This window comes from Microcoleus sp. Pol10D4, assembly GCF_036701555.1.
Classification (GTDB): domain Bacteria; phylum Cyanobacteriota; class Cyanobacteriia; order Cyanobacteriales; family Microcoleaceae; genus Microcoleus.
Genome location: NZ_JAUBRA010000011.1, coordinates 58,563 through 80,726 on the forward strand (window position 1 = coordinate 58,563; position 22,164 = coordinate 80,726).

The following is a 22,164-nucleotide window of genomic DNA, read 5'->3' on the forward strand; positions in this document are numbered from 1 at the left end:
TTTAGATAGTTCCTAGTTTACGAAAGTCGGGAATTGGTCGTTGGTCGAGACATTGATAAAGATGCAGACAGAACTCATGAACATTTACCCATTCCGATCGAGCAGGCAGAATCTGAAGTGCCAAAGCCTCTGCACCCAAAAAAATGTCTTTGACTTTGACCAAATCTATCCAAGTTGGAACTGATTTTTTACGAGACAGGGAGACATGAACCCACGAATAACCGTCTTTTTCAATCGAACAAGAAATTATTACAACCAAACCGTCACGACTTCTATAAGCTCCGCCATCAGGTCCGATCGCCTGAACTGACCAATTACATGGCAATTCTTCAGCAGTCGGGGGATTCCATTCAACAGTTTTAGTTTTCATGAAGATGCCGGGAGCGACCCGGCGACAGCGCGTATTAGTATCCTAGTAAATCAAACGGATCGCGAGAATCTGTAGCTGGTTCTGGAGGATTGACTAAATCGCATTCAGATTCAGTAATTGCCTGATAAACTTCACTCAGTGCCTGAATAGCATCCGCCAAACCTAATTCATTTTGTGTAATAAAATTCTCGTTGTTTTCGATCGCTTGGTACTCGGGCTGGTTCTGCAAAAGTCGCAGTGTTTCTTCGGAACCCGCAATGATTGACTTGATTTCTTCGATTGTAATTGTCATGACTCTTACTCCTTAACTGATTAAACTCACTCAAAACCTCAACGCGAAGCATTATTAGCTAAAAAGAGTTTTCAAGTAATAATTTTCATCAATTTTATTCTCACAGACAACCATTGACTTAGCTGCTTGTTCGGCTAGCGATCGATTCCAACCTTTGAGTTCAGACTTAGCTACTAATTCAAGCTCTGGCATAACGATTGCTTCTAAGTAAAATACATTCCCTGGTGAATCGTCATAATAACAAGAGCTTTCGACTGTAAATTTCCAGTTTGACCAGTAAAATGTAGTTTTCATTGCTCTTAATCACGGTACAATTCAACTTCAACAATGGAAATGTTCTGATTTGCAGGATGACGTTTTTCTTCAGCTAAGCGTAATTCAGCATCCGAGCGAGTATCAAAGAAATGGGCTGCTTCAAACTCTTGACTCCATTTCCCTTCCATCTCAAGAAGCCAGTAAACGCTGCCATATTCAGTAGCATCACCAACCCAATAACTCGCCTTAAGAATCGCAAACTTGATTTCAGACTTAGGTTTAGACATAATTTAAGACCGGGAACGACCCGGCAATCGCGCTATTCACTACACAATTGATAGGCAAATACCAAGCACAGGATGAAATTGCTTTCTAATCCGTAGCCTTCCCAGCGACTATTTCTGATTCCAACAATGTGACGACATCGCTTAAGCCATTCAACACCGCCTCGTTTGGTAATTTCTTCAAACAGTCGCGGATGTTGCTGTAATTTGCAGACAATGATTTCTGTCATAATCTCGATCGATTCCTGCATATCACGACTTTTGTACTCTTGATAGGCAGATTCAGCATCACAGTAATTCACGCCTTTGAATGTTACCGGGTAATGATTTTTGATTTTGTTCTTTCGGAAAGCTAGCTCTGTGGGATTGGTCAAGGCTGCACCAATTCCAATATCAGAGCCAGACCAGATATTAATGCCTTCCATCTTATCAGCTCCAATTAAATAGACTGAGCGATTTGATAGGCTTGTTGATAGAGTGGATCATTACTCTTTGGCTGCTGACCTTCTTTTTGATCGCTAACGGCTAAAACTACCTTGATTTTCTGAGTTTCAATCTCTGAAGGTAGTGTTTGATTGTGGTAGTAATAGTTGGCAGAAGTCTGGAAAAAGTTAGGGAGGTCGGCTTCATATTTCAGAAAGCGAACTAATTCTTTTAAGTTCATAGCATTGAAACAAACAACACTACCTTACAGCGAAGCATTACTCTGACTTTTTACGATTGCCTTCAAATTCTTCGATTTGAATGCCGATCTGATAAGCTTCCTGATATTCACCAAAATATTTCTCAATTTCTTGGGTTTCTTTCTCTGTCTCTATCTATAGCAAATAGATAGTAGCAGTAGCAGTCAAAGTGATGGCAGTTAGACCTCGGAGTAAAAGTTTTGGCATTCTTAGGGAAATAAAGCCGGGAGCGATCCGGCAAAACGCTCTTGAATTAGTGTTGAATCAGTCGATCAAACTTTTTAACTATTTCGTTGGGGGTTTCTTGGCAATCAGCCCCGCCAAACCGTTTGAGCATGAGATTTGCCCAAATAAAATTGACAATCCCTGATGCTGCACAGACTTCATCTTCGTTGCGATCGCCACTCATCCATGAATCCCCCCAGTCAACCGGGTCAGCATCAGAATGAATGCCAGCAACAGCCTGTAACAGCATTCCGTGTCCTGGTTTCCGACATGAGATTGAGCCACCGCTATTACCGATCGGCGCCTGAAAAGAATTGATTTCACCAGAGCGAGAAACTTGAAAACAGTTTTCACCCCAGCTAGGACAAAAATAAATCTCCGACAACTTGGGAAAAAGCTTTAGGGTAATCTTCTGTTCCTCGATCGCATCCTCTAAACTTTTCCGTGGTTTGTTGGTGGCAGGGTCAATTGCAGCACATCCACCTTGATTGGTGATGCCAATGAGAATGAATCCGATTGAACTCAAATATTCGGTTGCTGCTAAAGCTCCGGGAATCGCTTGTTGATCGTCTGGTCGGTTGATAAATGTTTCCCCGCTTTTCGTTTGGCGGAGTGTACCGTCTAGGTCAAGGAAAAATATTTTCATAGGTGAAAAGTCAAAGTAGATTGAACTTGAACTTTGCCGAAGATCGGCAGACTTACACATTCCGACGCTGAGGCGATGCCCTGAGCCTTGCACTGCCCTTCGACTACCCTTCGGCTACGCTCAGTGCAAGGCTCAGGAACCGCGTAGTCGAAGGGTAGCCAAAGGGTGATGTGTAAGTATTTCTAACTTTTATAACCACAAATCCTCAACTTGAATCAGAGGTCGATCGGCTTCAAGTTTCTGTCTTAGAGAACGGACATGATAACATCTGTGAACAGAAGAACTGGAGCAAATCACCAGATTTTCTGGCGAATTATTAGATTTGTCTTCATCCAGATGGTGAACAACTTCACCGGTGTTGAGTTTACGATTGATGCTTTGTTCTGCCACCATCCGATGCAGATACACTGTTTTATAATAGGTCATAGGTTTTGCGATTGAAGTAAATGGGAAATGCTGATACGGCTTGACTTAAATCCAGAGGCTCAACTTCGGTTTGTTGACGAATTGCTTCAAGCCAAACAACATCGAGGGCAAATATTCCAGCAATTCTGGGTATCAGCCAGTCATACTCATTCGATCGAATATCAACTCGGTTGTTTTCGATTTTTGCTAGCAGGCAGCGGTCGATCGTCTGAAAATTGTCTGACGGCACAATCAGCAATTTACACAAGTCTTTCTGGCTAAAACCGTACTCTTGCCGAGCATTTTTTATGGTTTTGCCTAGCGTTATCTTGCTTTGGTCGTACATGATAAGAATTCTGGGAGCGACCCAGATATGCGCTTTTAAAGTGTTAGATAACCAAATTGTTCATTTGCTAATTTGAGGATTTTCTCAATTAGTTGATCTCTTTGTGCCTCAAATTCTGCATGAGGCAGTTTGGTTAGCCGATGTACTTCGGAACGTGACCATCGGCTCTCAGAGTCATATCCTTGATCGCCACTCATCACTACAATCTCAATTGATGTAGTTTTTGGCCATTTGGTAATTTGCAGATGATACTCGCTCCAATCATCATGACTACTAAGTTGGCGAGTTTCTTTTGTGTATTTTACCAATTTGCCATCTTTGCCTTTCCAAGTACCATTTTCTATGTCGAACTCTAGCATTATTTTACCTCCATCTCAAACGCTCACCAGCGAAGCAAAATCTTACTATTTGCTAGAAACATTACAAGAAACGTTACCAGAAACATTGCTAGAAACTAGAAACAAGAAACAGTTATATCAACCACCAATTTAAAGAGTGAATCAACTGTGTAGCTTTGTTAGTGACTTGAGTAACGATCGACTTAGTAATAATCTGAGTATTTGATAAACCTAATTCAGAAACAGCGTCAAGACAAGCACTTTCCCAAGCACTTTCCTTGGTTTGAAAGAGTTTGATTGGTGTTTTTCCGTAGCTTGCGGGCGCGTAGCGCATCGTCACATACTTTTGTCGAGAGAAGCAAACTAATTTCGCTGCGTTGCCTGGTAAAAATTGAGGGGCAACGACTTCATGACTAACTTCACAAGGTAAGAGCTGACCTTCTTCGTTGAGCCATGAAGCTTCTTCAATTACAGTACAGATTCTGAGTTGATTTTCGACTTCTTGAGGGATCGAAAAATCTGGGTTGTGCATAATACGAACTGCTAAATCACTACTTAAGGGCGAACCTTAGACTATGCAATAAGCTATCAACAGTCAGGGGTGGCAAATCTGCGACCCCGGCGCTGACTCTATACCTCGCTTATACCTTGGCTATACCTCATCTTGACTCCTGATGAGGTAATTACCAATTCATCATCCTGCAAACAGATTCCCAATCCCGATCAATTTCTTCAGCAGTGAGGTGCGCGATCGCACCCGCCAAGGAAGCTGTAGTGCCAAGATAAACGCCCTCTCTATCGAATCGGAATTTATCTTCAAGTTCACATTCAGCTTTACCGATTGCTCCAGCAAAATCATCCTGTTCTGGCGGGGGGCAATTAACGATCCAAACCGCTTGAGCTGGATCAGGCTTTGGCTTCCCTGCCAGAGACATCATCAAATTCTTCAAAGTTGCCATTGTTCTCTCCTTAAACAGTTTGTAATTGAATAGCTTCCAAATAGTCAGATAAGTGGTCAAATGGCTGAAGGTTGGTAACTGAAATTTCGACAGTATCGCCGTGGATGTCGGCAGCCGGGAGAAAGCCCAAAAGTTTGACCTTTTCTACTGACCCCGGTAATTCAACAAAGATATAAGCAATGCGATCGTCTTGAGCTGGAACAATAATTCGTGTTTCTCCTTCATCAATTCGGCAGCATTGAATTTTTCCGATTCCGGGCAACATTACGTCAGCCAATTCTAAAGCTGATTCAATTGCTACAGTCCAATCATCATCTTTATCTATAAGGGTTTCAAAGTCCATCCACCCTAAAAGATAATTCACTGCCCACACGGTCATTGTATTGTAGAAAAGTTTGAGACCATTTTGTAGATTTGCTTGTTCTGAAGCATAACCTAAAGCTAAATTGTAGATTTGCTGGTCGATCGGGAATTCCATCAAATTGTCTTTCATTTTGTGTAATTGAGAAATCACACTCTGAAAGCGAAGCATTATTCCATTACTAAATCTTCAAATGAAGAGGCAATTAGTTCTTCTAAACTCTCTTCAAACCAAGGAAGCAAACTATGATAAATGCCTTGGCTTAACAATCTCGGCTCAATATTGCTATGAAATTTGCTCCTAATTACTTCTCTCTGATAGGCTAGCGAAATATCATAGTAAGTTTGGCAGTAGTAAACAAAGTTCAAGATTATTACTCTTCTGAGCTTTTCGGCTGACAGAATTTGTACTAAGTAGTTCATTGAATCACTTAAAGTTTTTCGGTTGCCTTTAGCCCATTCCCAATCTTGAACTTGAGAGAAGGTGATATAGCTGTAGCCTCCGCCGAAATACCATTTCCTTTTGCCGTACAACGTGTTTATGTAAGCAAGAAGTTTTTCACAAGCCAATCGCAAAGTATCTATTTTGCTGTCAGGGTATAACTGCCCACGTCCAACAAGATACCATCCTAAATCATCAGTGACTAGGGTATCGTTTAACATTGAGGAAACGCAAGTTTTGCCAGCCTTTTTTACTGCTGGGTCGATCGATTTATCTTTCAAAAACTGAACCATCAAATCAAAACCAACCTCACCATATTTACAGGCTTCACACAAAGCACCAATTTGGGATAATCGGTGATTGGATGCTAAGCGACTCTTGACACCGAATAGACCTCCGAGCACCGCAGCGCCTTCGGGAACTAAGACTTGACTGCCGAGTACCGCGTCATATTCTGTGGGGTATGTGGCATCTACCATTGCTATTACCTGATTAAATGTGATGTGGGGCGAACTCCCATGTAAATGCGCTGAAATTGATGCTAATTACTGACTCTCGATACTTCAGTCATAGTTTGTAAGAAGTTGAGGAATTATGGATTTAACTTGGGTTGCACTTATCAAGAAAAACTTTTCATTCGTATCAATCCCTAGAATCAGAAGTAAACCTCGCAATTCTTGTCCGTTTTTAGTGACAAAGTTTACTTCACCCTCCGCGCCAGCATTACTTAAAATCACCAAACTCTTGTCAATGAACTGATGTTCTGTGATTTCTAAGAAGGCTTTGTCTTTCACTTCTATATCCAACCCCAACAGTCCCTCAATCTTAGGTAAGCTTTGGTTTTTAGAGAAGCGAATCTCTAAACCTTGGTCAGAAACTAAAACATAATAGAGCATATCTTCTTCGATCGTATACTTTACTCTGGGTCTACCGTTGATGGTTTCAGTCGGGACTGACTTAATTTCAATTCCACCATTCTGCAAAGCCAAAATGATTTGATTAACGTACTCGGCGGATAATTCTAATTGAGTAGCTATGTCTTCTGGGTAAAGTGGCTCTGAAGTTTTCAGCAGATTGTAGACACTTCGGGCAGTGTACAGCCCTGACCACGGTAATGTGTCCCCCCCAGCAATTACCCTGGCATACTGAATTATTCTTCGGTACAGATTATTATCCATTTTCTTAGTTGTTGTTACTTTGACAGGTGCTCTAGCAGAATCAAGCCCTAGAATGAGGGCTTGATTCTGCTAGAGCTAACGTGGAGTTGGTTGATAGAGTTTGGTTTCTCGTTTGACCAACTCTACCTGCTTCTGAGTCAACAGACAGAAATCTTCTTGTTGAGGATCGATCGCCACAACAAGAATTTGTCCCTGAAGGATGACGCGCTTCGGAGTAAGCATAGTTGGCTGATGAGCCTTCCGCAAGAACTCTTCATCACACAGAATGACGATTGACGGGTCAGAATAACACTGATAGACAGGTTCCAAATAAGCTTCTTCCCCTGGAAATCCTACAAGTTTTTGAAGTTCTGGCAGTTTGGGAAGTTCAGTTGCTGCTACTTCTTGAATGCCTGTCGAGTTAACTAAGACGTAAAATTGCACTTGAATGGCTCCTAATGATCGAATTACAGAAAATCTCAATCCCGCAGCGAAGCACTAAAATCCTTTTCTGGCTTGGATGGTTTTTGGTACAATCTGAGTTCTTCTTTCACAATTTTTACTTGCTCAAGATTTAGAAGACACAAATCTTCCCAGGATTGATTAGTTCCAAGAATAACTACCTGACCGAAAATCACGCTTCCCTTTTTAGTTACACAAGTCGGTTTTAGCCCTTTCGGTTCTAGGTCATCATCACAAATTATGACAATTTTGGGGTCAGAGAAGTTAGAAGAATCTAGCACTTCAAAAGTGGCTGGCTCTCCTTCAATGCCAACCAAATCTTGAATTTCTTCTGTTGTCAACATTTCCGGCGTGGTGTAAACATTTATTTCTTGTTCGTTTGTAAACAAAATATAGTAAGGCATGAGAGGGAACTGGGAGCGACCCAGTTATTCGCTATTTATTGATTTGTCGGCATTTTAGGGATGGACTCACACAAAGCTTTAGCTGTCTCAAGGTGCTCAGGGGGAACATAGAAGCTAAACTTGTCTTGATAAACGTAAAACTCTAGTTGATGAGGGATTTTGCCAATGGCAGCAACAAGGGTCTGATGCTGATTGGATGGAAAATCAGCTACTCTTTGAAGTCCTGAAACATTGGTGTCAGATGAAGACATTCGTTAGGACTGGGAACGACCCAATTATTACGCTAATAAGGTTGTGGGCTACCAAATAAATTAGCAGATTATTGGCAAATTCGATCGCATCTTGAATCAATTCAGCTTTTTGTCTAGCAAATTCTGTATGGGATAACTTTGCTAAACGATAAACTTGCTCTTTTGACCATCGGCTTTCTGCGTCATAGCCTGGATCTCCAATAACCACCGAGATTTCAATTGTGGTATTTTTGGATCATTTCGTGATTTGAAGGTAGTAATCATTCCAGCCGTCATCAATGAGAAGTTGACAACGCTCTCTTAGATATGGGATTGATTTACCTTCTTTGGTTTTTCAAGAACCCTTTTCGGTGGATATATCTAGCTCTAATTCGTTCATTTTTTATGCTAAAAACTCACAAGTTCAGAGCGAAGCATTCTGGATTTGAACTGGGAGCGACCCAGCAATTACGCTATTATTTGTTGGATTTGTTGGCAAATTCGATCGATATACAGAAAGTTCTAGCTGCTTCAAGATGTTCCTCTAAAACATACACTCTAAAAGCATCTTTTCTCCAAAGTTTCGTCGGACTATCAGGATGCAACGCTATCAGATATTGAAACTGGCTATTTTTCAGTGCGGTTTCGATCGACTCATGCTGATATGCGAAAAAGTCACTCACAATAATAAAGCCGTTTTCAGCAATCTCTGGCAATTCATTAGATTCTGATTCTGTCGTTGTGCAATCGTTATGAACGGTTGTCATGATGATATTTTGAGAGAACAAATCAATGCCTTTATGCGAAGCAAAACACTAGATTACCAGGTAATCTCTTCCAAATAATGATCACCTGTTTCAGCTCTTAAACTCTCAATCCAGCTTTGAGGAACGTTAAGCTGTTTCAAACAGAGGATTTGTTGTTCAATGCAGTCCAATTCTTCCTCCCTGCTATTGTCAACAAATTTATCACCAACAGATCGACGGATGATGTGATGATTTTCATGAACAAAAATGCTGGCTAACCATTCAACATCACGACTAAATGTTTGTTCAGCAATGAGTATTTCATTCTTCCAATAAGCAGCACCCGATGAAGTAGCACTACTTATGCAATGAGTATACTCTTGAATCAAGCTGAAATACTCTGGACAATAACGAGCTAAAAGTTCGAGAGCTTCGATTACTTTTGCTGCAAAATCATCGGTAAACTGTACCGGATTTGTAATTTTAACTCCGTAACTTTTCTCGTAACTTTTCTCGTAACTTTCCTCGTAACTTTCATGTTGACTTTGTTCGTAACTTTCATCGGGGACAGTATCAGTTGAATCGTAGGAATTGTAAGTTGGATCGGATGCGATCGAAGTAATTCCAAAAACTAAATTAAACCAGCTCATTTTGTGACTGGGAGCGACCCAGTAAATACGCTTACAGGACAAATCAATATCCTTAAGCGAAGCAATAACAAAATGACTTAACCCTAGTAATTTCCATAAAAAACTAGGGTTGAATTATCCAACTAAAGCATTAGGCAAGTTAGCCTCAGCACCCCAGGCATCCCAATTAGGCCGTTGTTCCCGAGCAAAAAGTTCAATCCTCGACGGATGCGATAACTTGCCCAACCTCTCGCAATTCTCCAGTTTTTCAGCGAGTTGATCGGCGATTCCCCAAAACTGTTTCGGCTTCTGTGAATGCTCTCTACGGGGAGCTTTGATAAGGTTGTTGATGGTGGTCAAACCATGAGTGGTAAAACTCCCTGGTGCACCTTTAGTAGCCACCAGAAAATGCTCGGTGCAATTCCTGCCGTAGTGACCTAATCCAGCATGAGGGTTGCCGTCCTTGGTGACTTTCTCCCAGGTGAAAGTCGAGCGATGAGTAAATCCCCAGCGATCGAGACACCGGAACCCCAGCGCTTGATGGTTGTTTGTTACCCACAGCAGCAGATAGCAGTCATCTTTGCCCAACGCACTTATCGGCATATTGAGAATTTCCTCATCGGTCATGGATGGGTAGCTGCAACGGCCCCGGTGAGTCTTGTCTGTTTCTCTGAGTGTGAATTGCCACGGCGGGTCAGCAACAATCAGTCTGTATTCTTGATACGGAATTGGTGGAAGATTGGGTATCAGATGCAGTGCGATCGATAGTTTTAGTTGTCCTACCGAATCATCAGCTTTGTAAGTAGTCTTCATGCTAATTTCTCCTTTTTTCTGCTAATCGTTGTTCGGTTTCCTGTTTATTCATGACTAAGCCCTGGAAGAGTATGTTTTGTGCTTGCTTAATCTTCAAAGGGTCTAACTGACGAACTTTATAAAGTAAATAGTTCAGGATATTGATTGAGCTTTGTCCATCTAATTTGGTCACATTTTGAACGAGTTGAGCAGCAATTGAGAAATATCCAAGTTCATAATCTGTGGCTCCCGCGAGAACTTTAATCGCAAATTGTTCCAAACTCCAGTTATTCGATCGAGCAAGTTCAAAGATTTTATCAACCTCTATTTGAATGTCTTCAGCTTGTTTTTCTACTTGTTGTTTGTGATTGTCGCTGTGATTGTCGCTATCCATGATTTACCCTGAGTTTTCTACGCTTATTGAGAGAAAAGCAGCCAATAAACTGCCTTCCTCAACTCTTTATGGCGAAGCCCTACTTAACTGTGGCTTTAACGACTGACTAACACCATTTACCAGCAACTATGACAACTTCACCATTTTCTTCAGTTTGAGACTCAATATTGAACCCTTGACTCCTCAATGTTGCTAGAGTATTTTCCCGTGCGTACCAGGGTAAAAGTTCCTTCATAAATTGCTTAGCAGCATGGATGGAACCATCACGAGTTAAGAACTCAAATTCGCCTGTCTCTTCTATCAGTTTGAAGCCAAAGTCGTAACCACCCTGATAGCTTTGTTTCCGCCGAATAACAAACTCTGCTAGCTTGCTGTTGCCGAAAGGGTCATGGATATGGGTGTTAGTTTCTAAATAAGCCCCGGCAAGAATTCCTTCAAGTCCTGATTCAATCATTTTCTCAAGAATCTGTTGTAGGACGATCGGATTCTTTATCTGAGTGCGGATTACACTGAGATGTGACATTTTCTAAATTTCCTCTAAAGTTTCTGCAAAAGTTGCCCGTTGTTTGCCATCAATTTCAAGCTGTGATATCTGGTTCGTAGCTTGCGGGCGCGTAGCGCATCGCATCAATACCAATCGCAGAGCCAGATTATTGTTCCGTAGTTGGTTATAAATCCAGCCTACACATTCAAGCAGTTTTTCATCAGTGGAATAGTGACAAGCCATTGCCACATTAGGACTTGCTAATTGCTCATACAGGTCAAGATTTGGATCAACGATTGTTCCTTTCAAAGCTTCATGATTTTCCCGGTTATAGTCAGGAATTTGTTTCAAATCTCGGTCTACTTTCCAGGGACAGTTAGCGCATTGTTTGGTTTGTGCGAGTTGCATTGTTAGTATTTGACTGAAATTACTCGATCGAATTTGTCTCGGATAATTTTGGGAGTTTTGTTGAAATTCATCCCACAATCTCGGCAAATATAATGTCTCAAGTAGCCTAACTGACCAAGAAACATTAGCTGACCGCTACAGACTTTGCACATCAAATTTGCCATTTTGGTTTTCCTCTTTCAGGGTGTTATTGATAATTAAACCTTGATTGATTAAATCGACTGCCCATTGTACGATCGAAGAATCTTGTTCCAGAGTCCCCTTAGCTAGATATCGCAGAAATTGCAGTAATTCATCTCCCAGAAAAGTTGTGCTGTGGTGAATCATGCGACAAGCAATTGCCACATAAGGTCTTTTCTCTAACATTGCCTGAACCCAAATTTCAGTTGCAAAGTCGGCAGTTTTGACCTCATTAGTAATTGCTTCAGCAAAAATTTTGTTAACCTCTGCCTGCAATTCTGCCAGTTTTTTATGCTTTTCTTGGAGTGTACGATCGGAACTTTGTTCGCTAGCGGTCATTTGATTTGCTCCTGATATTAGTTGAGTGATGTAGTGCAAAATTGTGTCCAGCCTCCAGAGTAGGAGGACTGGACAGCATTTTAAGGCTTAATTTTCGCTTGGCAAGTAAAGAACTCTATCTCGTAAGAAAAGCTTGATTTTCGGCAGGGAAAAATCGGTATAAGGTATCTGCTGAATAACGGCAGGTGTAACTCCGAGTTTGGGCGTATCTTCCCAACAAGTCAGAACAGCATCATTAGGCGATTTAGGTTTGATAAATTCATGTTTATCGCCAACATGAAGGAACCAAAGTTGAAACTCACTTAAACTACGAACTTTCCTCAGTCTGTGTTGATAGGAGACGATCGTATCAATCAACCAGTAGGCTTGAGCATTTTCAGCCAAGTATTTGACTCCATCGGTGTACAGAAGTCCAAGGAAATGCTTGTAATATTGCTCACTTCCATTAAAGTGTTCTAAATTCTTGGACAGTGTTTCAGCATCCATCTTTACTTTTGACATAAATCTTACTCACAAAATGAAGAAATCACTTCCTTACAGCGAAGCATCACACAATTATTTCTCTGGTTTTGACTCTGGGTGTGATTTTGGTTCTAAGTTTTCAAATGTTTCTTCTAATTTGCTTTCGATCGCAAAGGCAAGAATACCGATCGCATCTCTCATCGCTGCTTCATCTCCCTGTTTAGAACGCAGAATCAGTACAGGAATTCTGCTTTTATCAGGAAACACCTCATTAACCATAATCAAAGCGTTTGCATTGCCAGCGAGAGCGGTTGACCAAATAACTGAAGCAAATGCCCAATTATTTATCACTTCTTTTTTGCCTTCATCAGTATCAATGACTTCGATCGTTGACAAAGGATGAACATAATGCTGAAATTCTTGGTTCTGCATATTTTTGGTTTAGTTGGTAACGAATTGCTTAACTTTAAACTTGCATTAAACTGTCCAAGTAGGACGTTCATCATTCTTCTCCCACTCTTCAAGAATTTTCCGAGTCCGTTCTAATGCTATTTCTTCAGATTGGAATTCTAGACAGAAATCAGGTGAGTAATAGCCTGCGTAATTTTGCAACCACAAAAGACCGTTAGTGCTTCCACATCTGCCATAACTCCACCATCCAATAGCACGTTTATTTCTCAGAATCAATTTTCTGAGAAGATATCCGTCTCTTCTAACATTAGGGTTAGCAAATACTTTGCCTAGTTCAATTGCTTCCATCTGATTCTTTGAAAGTAAATGACTTATTTCATAAACCAAAACCAAAAAGCGAAGCATTTAACCTTTGGGCTACCTTCGCTTTTTGATAAGGATTAATTTTCGTCAACCTCAAGAGGTGAGAGATGAGAGTAGGGAGTTACAGGGCTTTCATTTCGCTCGGCGATGCTAGCAGATTTAGCGCCCGATCGAATTGCCCAAGTTTTAAGGTCGTCAATTTGATTTTGAGCAATCCGCGCCAGAGGGACGCACCCGGTAATTGCTATGGTCAAATCTCGCTCTGTGAATTCTCTCCCGGCACTGAACGCTGTTTGCATTGCATCGTAGATAACTTGCTCAATCTCTGCACCGGAGAGAGACGGTGACTGACTAGCCAACATTCCACAATCAAAATCCTTCAACTTCTCGGGACGGATGCGGGCGAGGTGAACTCGAAAAATTGCTTCCCGCTCTGAGTGATTTGGCAAGTCAACCCAGAAAATCTCATCGATCCGTCCCTTCCGAATTAGTTCAGCCGGCAAAACTTCGGCGCGGTTGGCGGTCATGACCACGAATACCGGCGCAGTTTTCTCTTGCATCCAGGTCAGCAGCGCGCCGAATACCCGCTGGCTTGTCCCTGAATCTCCATCCATGCCAGACGTGATGTTCGCGAACGCTTTGTCTACTTCGTCTAGGAATAAAATCACCGGTGCGATCGCCTCTGCCAACTTAATGACCTGTCGGATGCGGTTCTCGCTCTCGCCGACCATACTGCCAAAGACCCGACCGACATCGAGGCGCAGCAGGGGCAATTTCCATTCAGCAGCAATGGTTTTAGCCAGCAGGGATTTACCCGTTCCCTGAATGCCGGCCAGCAGTACCCCCTTGGGATTGGGGAGTCCATACTCACGGGCTTCATCGCTAAAAGAGCGCGATCGAACTGTTACCCATTGCTTGAGATTTTCGAGTCCGCCGATCGACTCCAAACTAGATTGAACCGGGATGAATTCGAGGATGCCCGTCTCCCGGATGGTTTGGCGCTTCTCCTCGATGACCGCAGCGAGGGCCCGAATATCAACTTTTCCCAGAACTAAGCACTTGGCAAGGACGCGAGCTATTCGGCACCGACTCAGCCCCTGGCAAGCCTTTATGAGCTGTTGCCGTTGTTCCGCGTTGAGTTTGAAATCAGGGGCAGGCACTAATCGAGTGAGCAACTTCGATATCTCCTCGATGTCTGGTAAGGAGACATCTACGACGGTAATTTCTTCACGCAGTTCTTGGGGAATTCGCAGTTGGTCAGAGATGATGATCAGACAGCGACGGTCACGGGCGATCGCCACTGCCAAATTTTTCAGTTCCCGGACGATGGCTAGTTGGTTACTTGCTATCTGCCCATTCGCACCCGGCGCAATCAGAGTCGCGATGTCCTTCATCACAAAAACCGTAGCTTGTTCCATTGCTGGGGCTTTGCTGATCCGCTCCAAGGCTTGCATTGGATTTCCTTTGGCTGTCCCGTTATCTGTCCAGCCACGAGCAAAATCCCAGAAATAGATTTGCCCTTCCTTAGCTTTTGCTATATCACACAAAATTTCTTCGGCTGTTTCCTCTTCTGGGCTCACTACCCACAGCAAAGGAAATCTGGCCATCAACATTAGCTGAATTTCTTTTTTTTGATCTATCATGTCTTTAATCCAATTATCAATTGCTAATTACTCTCTACCCAGCAATCGAGCTTTTGAGTCACCACTTTTGCTACAAGTTTTGAGCTACCCACTCAACACTTATTAGCTCTCTAGCAATACCCATTCTTCCTTCAAAGCTCAGTAACAGTAACAGCAACTGTTACTGAGCTTTTGTTTCTGTTTGTTTCTGTTTCTGTTTCTGTTACTCATTTAGCCGGCTACTCATTTAGCCACAGCAACTTTTAGCTTTTTATTTCTGGGAACAGGTTCAAAGGGCTTAGCTGGAGGTTCAACAGACTCAGAGTTAACAGGGTCAGAGTCAAAGCCAAAGTCTGAGTCTGAGTCTGAAACTGCTTCAGGGAGTAGTTCTGGGAGTATTTCAGGAAGTAATTCAGCTTGAGATTCACAGGGAGCTTCAGATTGAGCGACTTGAGTTGTAGCTTTAGCCAGTGCAGCTTTCAAACTTTCAATTTCATACTGATATTCACTAATATCAGCGTGGAGTGTTTCGTTTTCCACCATAAGCTGAGCATCAGTGACTAGCTCATCATCTGAATCATCTAAAACTCGATCGACTTGTAAAGCGCCACTAACTTTCTGTTGACTTTGCAGGTTAGTGATTGTCGTGGAAGCTTCTCTTAGCTGAGTTCTCACTTGTTCTAGTTGAGATTCAAGAACTTGTTTCTCACCAACTTGTGCTTGGAGAGTTTGAATTTGAGCATGAAGGCTAGAAACTTCACGTTCCCGTGCTTCGATTTGACCGTTGAGTTTAGAGATTTCAGAGATTCGATCGCGGGCGGCTGTTTCAAATTCAGCAACTTCCAGCAAACGTTGTTCGGAAACTGTAAGTTTTGCTTGTAATTCGCTGCGATCGGCTTGTAGAGAATCCAACCGATGACGAAATTCTTCAGAATCTGCCAATTGTTGCTTGTTCAGATTCATGTACGCTTCCCTCAGTTCGTCGCGTTGGCGTTCGTACTCAGATTTGTAAAACTTCAGCTCGTACTGATTTTGAGGATAATCCTTGAGTTGTTGCCGAAGCACGTCATTCTCCTGTGCCAGCGATTTCATGCGATCGCCACTGACTGAAGTATCAGCTTTTTGAAAGGCGAGGCGGTAGGTTGCGATCGCCATTTGCTTAGAAACTGCTAGAAATTCTTCAGGAACTTCTGATTCATCAAGCAAACCGTCGTCTGCTGCCTCTAGCAATGCACTTGCTAAATCTTTTTCAGATTTTCCTTGCTTGAGGAGTGACAGATTATCTGATCGCCATTCCTTGACCAGTTTGCATACTGCGTCCGTACTGCCTCCAAAACCGTAGATTTCTTTGAGGGCTGCATTCACTGACCGGACTGCAATCCCTACACGGTTTTTTTGAAGTGCAGCACAGGCAAAATCCACCATTTCTCGGTTAATTCCTGTGTATCCTGGGTTCGGCTTCTTGTGATTATCTAAGTCAAACCCCGATAAGTCAAGGCTGGTAAACGTTGTTGCTAGTTTTGCCATTGCTACTCATTGGTAAATAGTGCTAGTAAGCTACTTACCAGTATACGCCATTTACCAATAGTGGTAAATACATTTATTAAAAAGTCATAAGAGAAATATAAGGATTCAGGAGGCAACCCGCTCGGCAATAACCTGGAGGACAACAGCAAGCTCCTCCTTTGAGATAGTACGAACTTGCTGTACAAGTTCTTCCAATTGGCTGGGTTTCTGCTTCCCAGCAAGGACTAGCTTAAATTCTTCAAGAGTTTCCCCTCTGAACTTGGCGACACGTTTAAGATTTTCTAGATCGGGAACTCCTTCAAGATTTTCCCAAGCTTTAATAGTGGGATGAGTTACGCCAATCAAGCGACCAAATGCTCGATATGGTCGCTGTGCACGCATTTCATAGATCAGCTCAGCAAATTTTTTCCTGGTGCGCTCATCCATTACATATCGCTGAGATTCCCTCGGACTATGGCTTTCACAGGCTTCAAAATCATTGAGAAAAGGATTTTGATGGTTCTGACAATTGTTCTGGCAGGCACTGGAAAGAGGGGAAGATTTACTTTCCAGGTCTGGATAGTCACCGTCCGACAAACGAAATTTGATATGAGATGGGGTATCCATTTTGGTAAATAAGGTAGTATTGTGGTAAATACGCATGGTAAGACCATTACCAAGCATCCTAGTCGCAGGTACAGAGCACAGGGAAAGGTAAATAAGCAAACTCAAGCTAGTAATAGCTTAAGCCATAGCAGACATTGAGTTAATCACATTCTGAGCCGTTCGGAACCTTAGTTTGCTTTGAGCTGTTCTGGATTCTCAATCACCACACCCTTAGATGCTTTGCGGTCTTAGCCTGTCCTGACATTGAAACAGGTACTACGTCCGCCTTACTTTAGCGTAACAACTTAGCCGTACATTAGCAAAGCTCCATGATTTTCTTTGAGCTTGGCAGATTTTGCAATGCACGGGCAACCATAACACGCAGTCAGGAAAGTTTAAGCGTGGACGGCTACCAATCTTTTACCCACTATTGCTTTTTTATGATGACAGAATCACTAAGCTCAACAGTGCTAACTGTGTTAGCGGATACCAACACTTTGCCAGAGAAACCAGGGAAAACCAAGCGTACCTTATCTCTTTCAAAAGAACTAGACCACAAAGTTCGTGTTTTCGCAGCCCACAAAAGAATTAGTGTGGGTTCTTTAGTGGAAGCAGCTTTAATTCTTTATTTCTCTCAGAATATCTCTCAACACAATACTGAAACTTAAGTATTAGAGAGGTTCTGATGACAATAAACGGATGGTGTCGTACCAACTATCACAAAGATGGTAAACGTCGTTTTGCGAAGTTGACGGACGGCTTCTGCTGTGAATGCCTAGCCGATCGACTTGCTAAAGCAACTCCTGAATCACTTAATGAACCAGTTGCTGAACATAAAAAAGCGCCACAAAAAACTGCACAACAGAAGAAGGAAACAGCCGATCGAAGAAAAATCACTTATCTTCAACAAACAATAGTGGATTTGGAGGTAGAACGCGACCATCTAAATTCAGAGATTAACCGTCTGCGATTGAAATTGCAGACTCTTATCAACTCCTTAAACCAATCAGGAGTTGAAAAATCAGGGATAAAATCAGGAGCAAAGACGTGAGTAATAAAATAGTGATCGATCGTGAATTAGCAGAAAAACATCTCAATTATCTAGGATATGCACCCGGTGAAGCGTTTTTGAGATTTTTCTTTCATTCCACAGACGATCGTAAGAAAAAGGATAAAGGGCGCAAACTCTCTGACCTCAACTGGCAACAGATTGAACAATATCAAACAGATGGGCGCGGTGTTTATGTAGTCGTCAACGGTGCTGGCGGTACCGGACACTCAGATGCTGATATCAAACAGTGTTGCGGTATTTTCTGTGAATGGGATGATATACCGCTAGCTGAACAGTTCGAGAAATGGAGTGAAGTCGGTTTTGTAGAACCGACATTCACCATATTTAGCGGTGACAAATCTATGCAACCGTATTGGCTGTTCGAGGAACCTATTACCCCGGAACAGTGGCGCGAACTGCAAGTGCTTTTAATTGAAATAATGGAAGCTGATGAAAGTAATAAAAATCCTAGTAGGGTGTTTCGCCTAGCAGGGGGCTGGCACATCAAACCCGATCGCCCACCAATCAAATCAGAAATAGTTTCGGATTCTGGAATTCGATACAATTACAACGATTTGCGGGAACGCCTTATTAGGTTATTCGCAGAACTTGAGGAGAGAAGAAAGGAGGAAAAGGAGCGGAATCAGCAGAATTTACTCGATTTATTAGCCAATTCTCCTACATTGATAAGCAGTGAAAATACTGCTAACGGTACAGGAAGTGCCACCACTTCCACAGCGACACTTATAAAACCGACAAAAACTTTCCCTGCGCCAGGAACTCAAAAGATAAAATTCAAAGATCTTAAGGTTCCGGTGCCGATCGCTATACCCTTGGATTCCGCCTTGGGGAAAGCCAAAGTTTATCTGAATGGAGTCGAGACTCAAAGAAATACATCAATGGCAATGCTCGCCAGAGATTTATTGGGAGTGGAGGCAGAATTTCAGCGACTGGGACAAGCTACAGATGACGATGCTTATACATTGTTTATGGATGCTTGTCGCCGTTGTTCACCCGGTGGCGGATGGGATGAAGATGAATGGCAGCAGGTCTGGAATTCTGCTGTCAAATCCAACCCGATATCTTCTATCAAGCACTATATTCATGATGGAGTAGAAGGCTGTATCAAAGGTGCATATTGGCGCTTTCTAAAAGGTCAACGACCCTTTGAGTTAGATTTATTACCTGATTCTTTTTCTGATTCTCTCCCTGATTCTGTTGCTGATTCTGTTGCTGAGTTAGAAAATCCAAAAGCATCGGCTTTTAGCATTTTGAATTCTGATGACAAAATGATTCAGGATTACAAAAAGTTAATCCGCCATTTTGGGAAACGAATCAGGCTAAACACACTCAGCAAACGAATCGAAATAGATGGGAAACCAGTATCTCTCGATCGAGTCCGTCTTCAACTGGCAATCAGACACGGAGTTTTGACTCGATCGAGTAGAGAAGATATCCAAGACATTCTCACAGAAATAGCCGTGGAAAATCAATATTCACCTATTCAAGAGTATCTAAATTCTCTGCCCGTGGCTTCAGATACTTCAATTTTAGATACTTTGGTTCAAAGATATTTTGGTGTGGAAGGTGAACTTTACACAAAGTTCATCCGAAAAACTTTAATCGGTGCGGTAAAACGTGCCTTAGAACCAGGCTGCAAAATGGATACAGTTTTGATTCTGCAAGGGCCTCAAGGTTTCCGAAAATCCACATTTTTCAAAATCCTGGCAGGCAAGAAATACTTCGACGATTCACTCGGTGCTGTTTCCGACAAAGATGAACGTCTCAAACTTCACCGAGCGTGGTTAATAGAATGGGCGGAGCTAGAGTCAATTTTTAAACGTCGCGATGTCTCGGCAACCAAAGCTTTCCTTTCTACTGAGACAGACGCAATTCGACCGCCTTATTGTCGAGATACCGAAGATTTCGATCGACCCAGTATCATCGTCGCCACCACTAACAAGCAAGAGTTTCTGGCAGATGAAACTGGCAACCGCCGATTTTGGGTGATTCCGGTTAAACAAAAAATTGACACCAAATTACTCAGGCAAGAACGAGACAAAATTTGGGCTGCTGCGATGCTGGCTTATCGCTCTGGTGAAGAACCCTATCTAGACTTTGGAAATGATGAAGAAAGAGCCGAACTCTTAACTGAAGACTTTCAAACGTCCGACCCCTGGGAAGATTTCATCCTCAATTACATCGAACATCGCGATTATGTCCAGGTCAGTGACCTCCTTAACCATCTCCAAGTCGATTTGAGTCGGCAAGAGCGATCGCACCAAATGCGCTGCTCGGCAATTCTCAAAAAAATTGGTTGGGAACGAGAATTCCGAATGATCGGCTCTAAACGGGTTCGAGTTTGGGCAAAAGTTGAACGCCCTGAACCTGACCCTTTACCCCCTCCTGAGTCTCCTCCTGAATCTCCTGTTGAACCTGCTGATCAACCTCAGTTTTTGGAAAACCCCTTAAAAATGGGGGTCGATCGCGAGGATGATCACCTTGCTACATCTGCCTTTGATCAACCTGATCAACCTGATCATCCTGTTTCTCAAAATTTATTAATTCCTCAATCCCCCCCCAACTCAGCCCCCGATTCCTCCCTCGATTCCTCCCCCGATTCAGCCCGCGATGAAGCTGCTGATGTCGAGAATGCGATTACCCAGTCATGTGAACCGATCGCAAGTTTGGCAAGAAGAGACGCAACGGCAGCAATAGATTTAGGAAGTTTGGTTGAAAAGGTCGATCGGGTTGATCTGGTCGATCAAACCGTTACAGAGCAAGGCTTTGATTCCGATCGACCTTCTGAAAATGAGGTTGATCTTTCAAAAATTGAGGTCGATCAGCAAACTCAACAACAAAGAGAAGAAGCTGACCTACTCGAATATATTCGGACGATGCTCGAAGCCGGCGACCCGGAATTAGCCAGAAATATCCAGGGCATTCTCAAGGAAGTGTGCGGCTCTGGAGTAGCCGATCGCCAGAAAGTCTGGAACGCGCTGACCGAAGCCGAAAAAGCTGCCTTCACCGCTCTACTCAAACTTCCTAACTCTGACTCTGACTCTGACTCTGATTCTGACTCTGACTCTGACTCTGACTCTGACTCTGAGTTTAAGACTGCTGAAAACCTACCTGAAACCAGCAATGAACCAAGCACACCAACATCTAAATCTATATCTGAACTTGTGGAGGAACCCGCAGAGGAATCCATACCGGTCACGCCAGCCGAAACTATAAGTGAACCGACAGCAACACCAAATTCTGCACCCACACCTGAACCCGTAGCCAACCAATTAATTAGTGAAGAAGATGCACAGAAACTGCGGGAATTAGCATTGATTTGGTGGAACGAATACTATCCAGAACAATTGCAAGCTCTGCTAACACAAATGTATGCCTGGAAAGCGCCAGGTAACAAATATGACACGGCTGTGATACTTCAATGGCTGGAGCTAGAGGAAGATTTAATTCGCGATCGAATTACGCAATTGATATCGATTAAAAATGCCAATTATCCAACTCTAACAGACAAGTAAACAGACAGAGATTATGACGAATGAAAGAACAGGAGAAGATAAAGGTCAATCAGATAAACTCTCCACTGAACTTACAATCGAACAAAAGTTTAGCCTTAAAGTTTATTCTGAGCAGACTAAATCTCTTTCCGCTGAAGAGGCACAGATATTGCTGATTGAAATGGTTCGTAGAAATATGATCCAGAGTAACATTATCAAACATCTCGTTAATTCTCAAGATGAATTAATCATCTAATTCAGGTTCTGATTCAGGTTTTTCACCAAGTATTAAGGGAGGCAACTCATCAATCTTGTGAGTAATCTTTCGTGAGCATTTTTTGTGGTTCTTTAAGGTCTACTCAAAGAAGATGGACTAAAGGATGGATTTGAAGAAGGAATAGGAAATAAATCGAATTAGCGATACAATCCGCCCTTTGTTTTTGTTGCAAAGCTTTATTGACAGCTTTGGGATTGCGTTTCTCCATAGCCACTTACAAAAGAATTGAGAGTTTCGCCAACCCAGATGGGCTAACCCAGATGCGCTCGAACTAGCTGGAACGATGCCGCCATCTGAGAGCTGCCATCGGAGAGCTGCCCGCCTCTAAATTACTCTACCATTCTCAGAAACAGAGAAACACGTTTTGTTTCCCAAAAACACAGAAACGTTTTTGTAACTCAAGATATTCAGCTAGAGCAGAACGCTTGATTGTACGGCGTTTGTACGTGATAAATTAGTCAAAGAAGTCAGAAACAGAAATGGATTCTTGTTTCTGGGGCTTGTACAAAGCTCAAAGTCGG

General features: G+C 42.5%; 35 protein-coding genes. 4 read left to right on the forward strand and 31 right to left on the reverse strand.

Annotated features, from left to right (window positions below):
• Position 1: 1 nt before the first annotated feature.
• The 31 genes from QUA36_RS08665 to QUA36_RS08815 form a co-directional block, all read right to left on the reverse strand.
• The gene (locus QUA36_RS08665; protein ID WP_333456794.1) at positions 2-370 is read right to left on the reverse strand and encodes a DUF7694 domain-containing protein; all 369 of its coding nucleotides are present in this window, start codon (positions 368-370) and stop codon (positions 2-4) included.
• 34 nt (positions 371-404) lie between these two features.
• A complete protein-coding gene (locus tag QUA36_RS08670; RefSeq protein ID WP_333456796.1) occupies positions 405-662 on the reverse strand; it encodes a hypothetical protein in 258 nt (85 codons plus the stop codon).
• 54 nt (positions 663-716) lie between these two features.
• The gene (locus QUA36_RS08675; RefSeq protein ID WP_333456798.1) at positions 717-956 is read right to left on the reverse strand and encodes a hypothetical protein; all 240 of its coding nucleotides are present in this window, start codon (positions 954-956) and stop codon (positions 717-719) included.
• A 5-nt stretch (positions 957-961) separates the two neighbouring features.
• Positions 962-1,204, reverse strand: coding sequence for a hypothetical protein (locus QUA36_RS08680; protein WP_333456799.1), 243 nt, complete (start codon positions 1,202-1,204; stop codon positions 962-964).
• A 32-nt stretch (positions 1,205-1,236) separates the two neighbouring features.
• Positions 1,237-1,626: a hypothetical protein gene (locus QUA36_RS08685; protein WP_333456801.1), complete on the reverse strand. Its 390-nt coding sequence runs from the start codon at positions 1,624-1,626 to the stop codon at positions 1,237-1,239.
• A gap of 14 nt (positions 1,627-1,640) precedes the next feature.
• Complete coding sequence (locus tag QUA36_RS08690; protein WP_333456803.1) at positions 1,641-1,865, reverse strand: hypothetical protein; 225 nt, start codon at positions 1,863-1,865, stop codon at positions 1,641-1,643.
• A gap of 272 nt (positions 1,866-2,137) precedes the next feature.
• Positions 2,138-2,755, reverse strand: a complete 618-nt coding sequence (locus QUA36_RS08695) for a hypothetical protein (protein ID WP_333174280.1) — start codon at positions 2,753-2,755, stop codon at positions 2,138-2,140.
• A 189-nt stretch (positions 2,756-2,944) separates the two neighbouring features.
• Positions 2,945-3,181 (reverse strand): HNH endonuclease, encoded by a 237-nt coding sequence (locus QUA36_RS08700; RefSeq protein ID WP_333456805.1) that lies wholly within the window; start codon positions 3,179-3,181, stop codon positions 2,945-2,947.
• Positions 3,168-3,506 (reverse strand): helix-turn-helix transcriptional regulator, encoded by a 339-nt coding sequence (locus QUA36_RS08705; RefSeq protein WP_333456807.1) that lies wholly within the window; start codon positions 3,504-3,506, stop codon positions 3,168-3,170. The genes QUA36_RS08700 and QUA36_RS08705 overlap by 14 nt, the downstream gene beginning before the upstream one ends.
• Before the next feature lie 35 nt (positions 3,507-3,541).
• A complete protein-coding gene (locus tag QUA36_RS08710; protein WP_333456808.1) occupies positions 3,542-3,865 on the reverse strand; it encodes a hypothetical protein in 324 nt (107 codons plus the stop codon).
• 112 nt (positions 3,866-3,977) lie between these two features.
• Positions 3,978-4,376, reverse strand: coding sequence for a hypothetical protein (locus tag QUA36_RS08715; protein WP_333456810.1), 399 nt, complete (start codon positions 4,374-4,376; stop codon positions 3,978-3,980).
• A gap of 151 nt (positions 4,377-4,527) precedes the next feature.
• Entirely contained in the window at positions 4,528-4,803 is a 276-nt protein-coding gene (locus QUA36_RS08720; RefSeq protein WP_333456812.1) for a hypothetical protein, read from the reverse strand.
• Between the two features lie 10 nt (positions 4,804-4,813).
• On the reverse strand, positions 4,814-5,296 hold the full coding sequence (locus QUA36_RS08725) for a DUF1822 family protein (RefSeq protein WP_333456814.1): 483 nt from the start codon (positions 5,294-5,296) through the stop codon (positions 4,814-4,816).
• A 38-nt stretch (positions 5,297-5,334) separates the two neighbouring features.
• Positions 5,335-6,084 carry a hypothetical protein gene (locus QUA36_RS08730; RefSeq protein WP_333456816.1) on the reverse strand — a complete coding sequence of 250 codons (750 nt, stop codon included), beginning with the start codon at positions 6,082-6,084 and terminating at the stop codon, positions 5,335-5,337.
• Positions 6,085-6,168: 84 nt separating this feature from the next.
• Positions 6,169-6,783 (reverse strand): hypothetical protein, encoded by a 615-nt coding sequence (locus QUA36_RS08735; protein ID WP_333456818.1) that lies wholly within the window; start codon positions 6,781-6,783, stop codon positions 6,169-6,171.
• Positions 6,784-6,858: 75 nt separating this feature from the next.
• Positions 6,859-7,206 (reverse strand): DUF3846 domain-containing protein, encoded by a 348-nt coding sequence (locus tag QUA36_RS08740; protein ID WP_333456820.1) that lies wholly within the window; start codon positions 7,204-7,206, stop codon positions 6,859-6,861.
• Positions 7,207-7,241: 35 nt separating this feature from the next.
• Positions 7,242-7,628 carry a hypothetical protein gene (locus QUA36_RS08745; RefSeq protein WP_333456821.1) on the reverse strand — a complete coding sequence of 129 codons (387 nt, stop codon included), beginning with the start codon at positions 7,626-7,628 and terminating at the stop codon, positions 7,242-7,244.
• A 237-nt stretch (positions 7,629-7,865) separates the two neighbouring features.
• Complete coding sequence (locus QUA36_RS08750; RefSeq protein WP_333456822.1) at positions 7,866-8,087, reverse strand: hypothetical protein; 222 nt, start codon at positions 8,085-8,087, stop codon at positions 7,866-7,868.
• Positions 8,088-8,334: 247 nt separating this feature from the next.
• Entirely contained in the window at positions 8,335-8,625 is a 291-nt protein-coding gene (locus QUA36_RS08755; RefSeq protein WP_333456824.1) for a hypothetical protein, read from the reverse strand.
• Between the two features lie 53 nt (positions 8,626-8,678).
• Positions 8,679-9,254 (reverse strand): hypothetical protein, encoded by a 576-nt coding sequence (locus tag QUA36_RS08760; protein ID WP_333456825.1) that lies wholly within the window; start codon positions 9,252-9,254, stop codon positions 8,679-8,681.
• Between the two features lie 114 nt (positions 9,255-9,368).
• Complete coding sequence (locus tag QUA36_RS08765; protein ID WP_333456827.1) at positions 9,369-10,046, reverse strand: MT-A70 family methyltransferase; 678 nt, start codon at positions 10,044-10,046, stop codon at positions 9,369-9,371.
• A 1-nt stretch (position 10,047) separates the two neighbouring features.
• Positions 10,048-10,419 (reverse strand): hypothetical protein, encoded by a 372-nt coding sequence (locus QUA36_RS08770; RefSeq protein ID WP_333456829.1) that lies wholly within the window; start codon positions 10,417-10,419, stop codon positions 10,048-10,050.
• A gap of 106 nt (positions 10,420-10,525) precedes the next feature.
• Positions 10,526-10,942, reverse strand: a complete 417-nt coding sequence (locus QUA36_RS08775; RefSeq protein ID WP_333456830.1) for a DUF1257 domain-containing protein — start codon at positions 10,940-10,942, stop codon at positions 10,526-10,528.
• 3 nt (positions 10,943-10,945) lie between these two features.
• Entirely contained in the window at positions 10,946-11,311 is a 366-nt protein-coding gene (locus tag QUA36_RS08780) for a DUF6283 family protein (RefSeq protein ID WP_333456832.1), read from the reverse strand.
• Positions 11,312-11,446: 135 nt separating this feature from the next.
• Positions 11,447-11,830 (reverse strand): hypothetical protein, encoded by a 384-nt coding sequence (locus tag QUA36_RS08785; RefSeq protein ID WP_333456834.1) that lies wholly within the window; start codon positions 11,828-11,830, stop codon positions 11,447-11,449.
• Positions 11,831-11,917: 87 nt separating this feature from the next.
• The gene (locus QUA36_RS08790; protein WP_333456836.1) at positions 11,918-12,331 is read right to left on the reverse strand and encodes a DUF6876 family protein; all 414 of its coding nucleotides are present in this window, start codon (positions 12,329-12,331) and stop codon (positions 11,918-11,920) included.
• A gap of 54 nt (positions 12,332-12,385) precedes the next feature.
• Positions 12,386-12,724, reverse strand: coding sequence for a hypothetical protein (locus QUA36_RS08795; protein WP_333456838.1), 339 nt, complete (start codon positions 12,722-12,724; stop codon positions 12,386-12,388).
• 45 nt (positions 12,725-12,769) lie between these two features.
• On the reverse strand, positions 12,770-13,051 hold the full coding sequence (locus QUA36_RS08800; protein WP_333456840.1) for a hypothetical protein: 282 nt from the start codon (positions 13,049-13,051) through the stop codon (positions 12,770-12,772).
• Positions 13,052-13,143: 92 nt separating this feature from the next.
• Positions 13,144-14,709: an AAA family ATPase gene (locus QUA36_RS08805; RefSeq protein WP_333456842.1), complete on the reverse strand. Its 1,566-nt coding sequence runs from the start codon at positions 14,707-14,709 to the stop codon at positions 13,144-13,146.
• 222 nt (positions 14,710-14,931) lie between these two features.
• A complete protein-coding gene (locus QUA36_RS08810; protein ID WP_333456844.1) occupies positions 14,932-16,215 on the reverse strand; it encodes a hypothetical protein in 1,284 nt (427 codons plus the stop codon).
• A gap of 105 nt (positions 16,216-16,320) precedes the next feature.
• Positions 16,321-16,821, reverse strand: a complete 501-nt coding sequence (locus QUA36_RS08815) for a helix-turn-helix transcriptional regulator (RefSeq protein ID WP_333456846.1) — start codon at positions 16,819-16,821, stop codon at positions 16,321-16,323.
• Between the two features lie 419 nt (positions 16,822-17,240).
• On the opposite strand from QUA36_RS08815, the gene QUA36_RS08820 reads away from it, so the two are divergent.
• Genes QUA36_RS08820 through QUA36_RS08835 form a run of 4 tightly spaced genes read left to right on the forward strand, consistent with a single transcriptional unit; the run spans position 17,241 to position 21,622 of the window.
• Positions 17,241-17,468, forward strand: coding sequence for a hypothetical protein (locus QUA36_RS08820; protein WP_333456848.1), 228 nt, complete (start codon positions 17,241-17,243; stop codon positions 17,466-17,468).
• 17 nt (positions 17,469-17,485) lie between these two features.
• Complete coding sequence (locus tag QUA36_RS08825; RefSeq protein ID WP_333456849.1) at positions 17,486-17,851, forward strand: hypothetical protein; 366 nt, start codon at positions 17,486-17,488, stop codon at positions 17,849-17,851.
• Positions 17,848-21,387: a virulence-associated E family protein gene (locus tag QUA36_RS08830; RefSeq protein WP_333456851.1), complete on the forward strand. Its 3,540-nt coding sequence runs from the start codon at positions 17,848-17,850 to the stop codon at positions 21,385-21,387. Before QUA36_RS08825 ends, QUA36_RS08830 begins: the two co-directional genes overlap by 4 nt.
• Before the next feature lie 13 nt (positions 21,388-21,400).
• Entirely contained in the window at positions 21,401-21,622 is a 222-nt protein-coding gene (locus tag QUA36_RS08835; protein ID WP_333456853.1) for a hypothetical protein, read from the forward strand.
• The last annotated feature ends 542 nt before the right edge of the window (positions 21,623-22,164 follow it).

Coding starts and splice junctions, on each gene's coding strand:
- QUA36_RS08775 (WP_333456830.1), bottom strand. CDS start 10,942: ATGTCACATCTCAGTGTAATCCGCACTCAGATAAAGAATCCGATCGTC.
- QUA36_RS08690 (WP_333456803.1), bottom strand. CDS start 1,865: ATGAACTTAAAAGAATTAGTTCGCTTTCTGAAATATGAAGCCGACCTC.
- QUA36_RS08680 (WP_333456799.1), bottom strand. CDS start 1,204: ATGTCTAAACCTAAGTCTGAAATCAAGTTTGCGATTCTTAAGGCGAGT.
- QUA36_RS08720 (WP_333456812.1), bottom strand. CDS start 4,803: ATGGCAACTTTGAAGAATTTGATGATGTCTCTGGCAGGGAAGCCAAAG.
- QUA36_RS08695 (WP_333174280.1), bottom strand. CDS start 2,755: ATGAAAATATTTTTCCTTGACCTAGACGGTACACTCCGCCAAACGAAA.
- QUA36_RS08715 (WP_333456810.1), bottom strand. CDS start 4,376: ATGCACAACCCAGATTTTTCGATCCCTCAAGAAGTCGAAAATCAACTC.
- QUA36_RS08675 (WP_333456798.1), bottom strand. CDS start 956: ATGAAAACTACATTTTACTGGTCAAACTGGAAATTTACAGTCGAAAGC.
- QUA36_RS08800 (WP_333456840.1), bottom strand. CDS start 13,051: ATGGAAGCAATTGAACTAGGCAAAGTATTTGCTAACCCTAATGTTAGA.
- QUA36_RS08685 (WP_333456801.1), bottom strand. CDS start 1,626: ATGGAAGGCATTAATATCTGGTCTGGCTCTGATATTGGAATTGGTGCA.
- QUA36_RS08745 (WP_333456821.1), bottom strand. CDS start 7,628: ATGCCTTACTATATTTTGTTTACAAACGAACAAGAAATAAATGTTTAC.
- QUA36_RS08755 (WP_333456824.1), bottom strand. CDS start 8,625: ATGACAACCGTTCATAACGATTGCACAACGACAGAATCAGAATCTAAT.
- QUA36_RS08730 (WP_333456816.1), bottom strand. CDS start 6,084: ATGGTAGATGCCACATACCCCACAGAATATGACGCGGTACTCGGCAGT.
- QUA36_RS08810 (WP_333456844.1), bottom strand. CDS start 16,215: ATGGCAAAACTAGCAACAACGTTTACCAGCCTTGACTTATCGGGGTTT.
- QUA36_RS08820 (WP_333456848.1), top strand. CDS start 17,241: ATGATGACAGAATCACTAAGCTCAACAGTGCTAACTGTGTTAGCGGAT.
- QUA36_RS08815 (WP_333456846.1), bottom strand. CDS start 16,821: ATGGATACCCCATCTCATATCAAATTTCGTTTGTCGGACGGTGACTAT.
- QUA36_RS08795 (WP_333456838.1), bottom strand. CDS start 12,724: ATGCAGAACCAAGAATTTCAGCATTATGTTCATCCTTTGTCAACGATC.
- QUA36_RS08760 (WP_333456825.1), bottom strand. CDS start 9,254: ATGAGCTGGTTTAATTTAGTTTTTGGAATTACTTCGATCGCATCCGAT.
- QUA36_RS08725 (WP_333456814.1), bottom strand. CDS start 5,296: ATGAAAGACAATTTGATGGAATTCCCGATCGACCAGCAAATCTACAAT.
- QUA36_RS08670 (WP_333456796.1), bottom strand. CDS start 662: ATGACAATTACAATCGAAGAAATCAAGTCAATCATTGCGGGTTCCGAA.
- QUA36_RS08770 (WP_333456829.1), bottom strand. CDS start 10,419: ATGGATAGCGACAATCACAGCGACAATCACAAACAACAAGTAGAAAAA.
- QUA36_RS08785 (WP_333456834.1), bottom strand. CDS start 11,830: ATGACCGCTAGCGAACAAAGTTCCGATCGTACACTCCAAGAAAAGCAT.
- QUA36_RS08805 (WP_333456842.1), bottom strand. CDS start 14,709: ATGATAGATCAAAAAAAAGAAATTCAGCTAATGTTGATGGCCAGATTT.
- QUA36_RS08780 (WP_333456832.1), bottom strand. CDS start 11,311: ATGCAACTCGCACAAACCAAACAATGCGCTAACTGTCCCTGGAAAGTA.
- QUA36_RS08825 (WP_333456849.1), top strand. CDS start 17,486: ATGACAATAAACGGATGGTGTCGTACCAACTATCACAAAGATGGTAAA.
- QUA36_RS08735 (WP_333456818.1), bottom strand. CDS start 6,783: ATGGATAATAATCTGTACCGAAGAATAATTCAGTATGCCAGGGTAATT.
- QUA36_RS08700 (WP_333456805.1), bottom strand. CDS start 3,181: ATGACCTATTATAAAACAGTGTATCTGCATCGGATGGTGGCAGAACAA.
- QUA36_RS08710 (WP_333456808.1), bottom strand. CDS start 3,865: ATGCTAGAGTTCGACATAGAAAATGGTACTTGGAAAGGCAAAGATGGC.
- QUA36_RS08790 (WP_333456836.1), bottom strand. CDS start 12,331: ATGTCAAAAGTAAAGATGGATGCTGAAACACTGTCCAAGAATTTAGAA.
- QUA36_RS08835 (WP_333456853.1), top strand. CDS start 21,401: ATGACGAATGAAAGAACAGGAGAAGATAAAGGTCAATCAGATAAACTC.
- QUA36_RS08705 (WP_333456807.1), bottom strand. CDS start 3,506: ATGTACGACCAAAGCAAGATAACGCTAGGCAAAACCATAAAAAATGCT.
- QUA36_RS08765 (WP_333456827.1), bottom strand. CDS start 10,046: ATGAAGACTACTTACAAAGCTGATGATTCGGTAGGACAACTAAAACTA.
- QUA36_RS08665 (WP_333456794.1), bottom strand. CDS start 370: ATGAAAACTAAAACTGTTGAATGGAATCCCCCGACTGCTGAAGAATTG.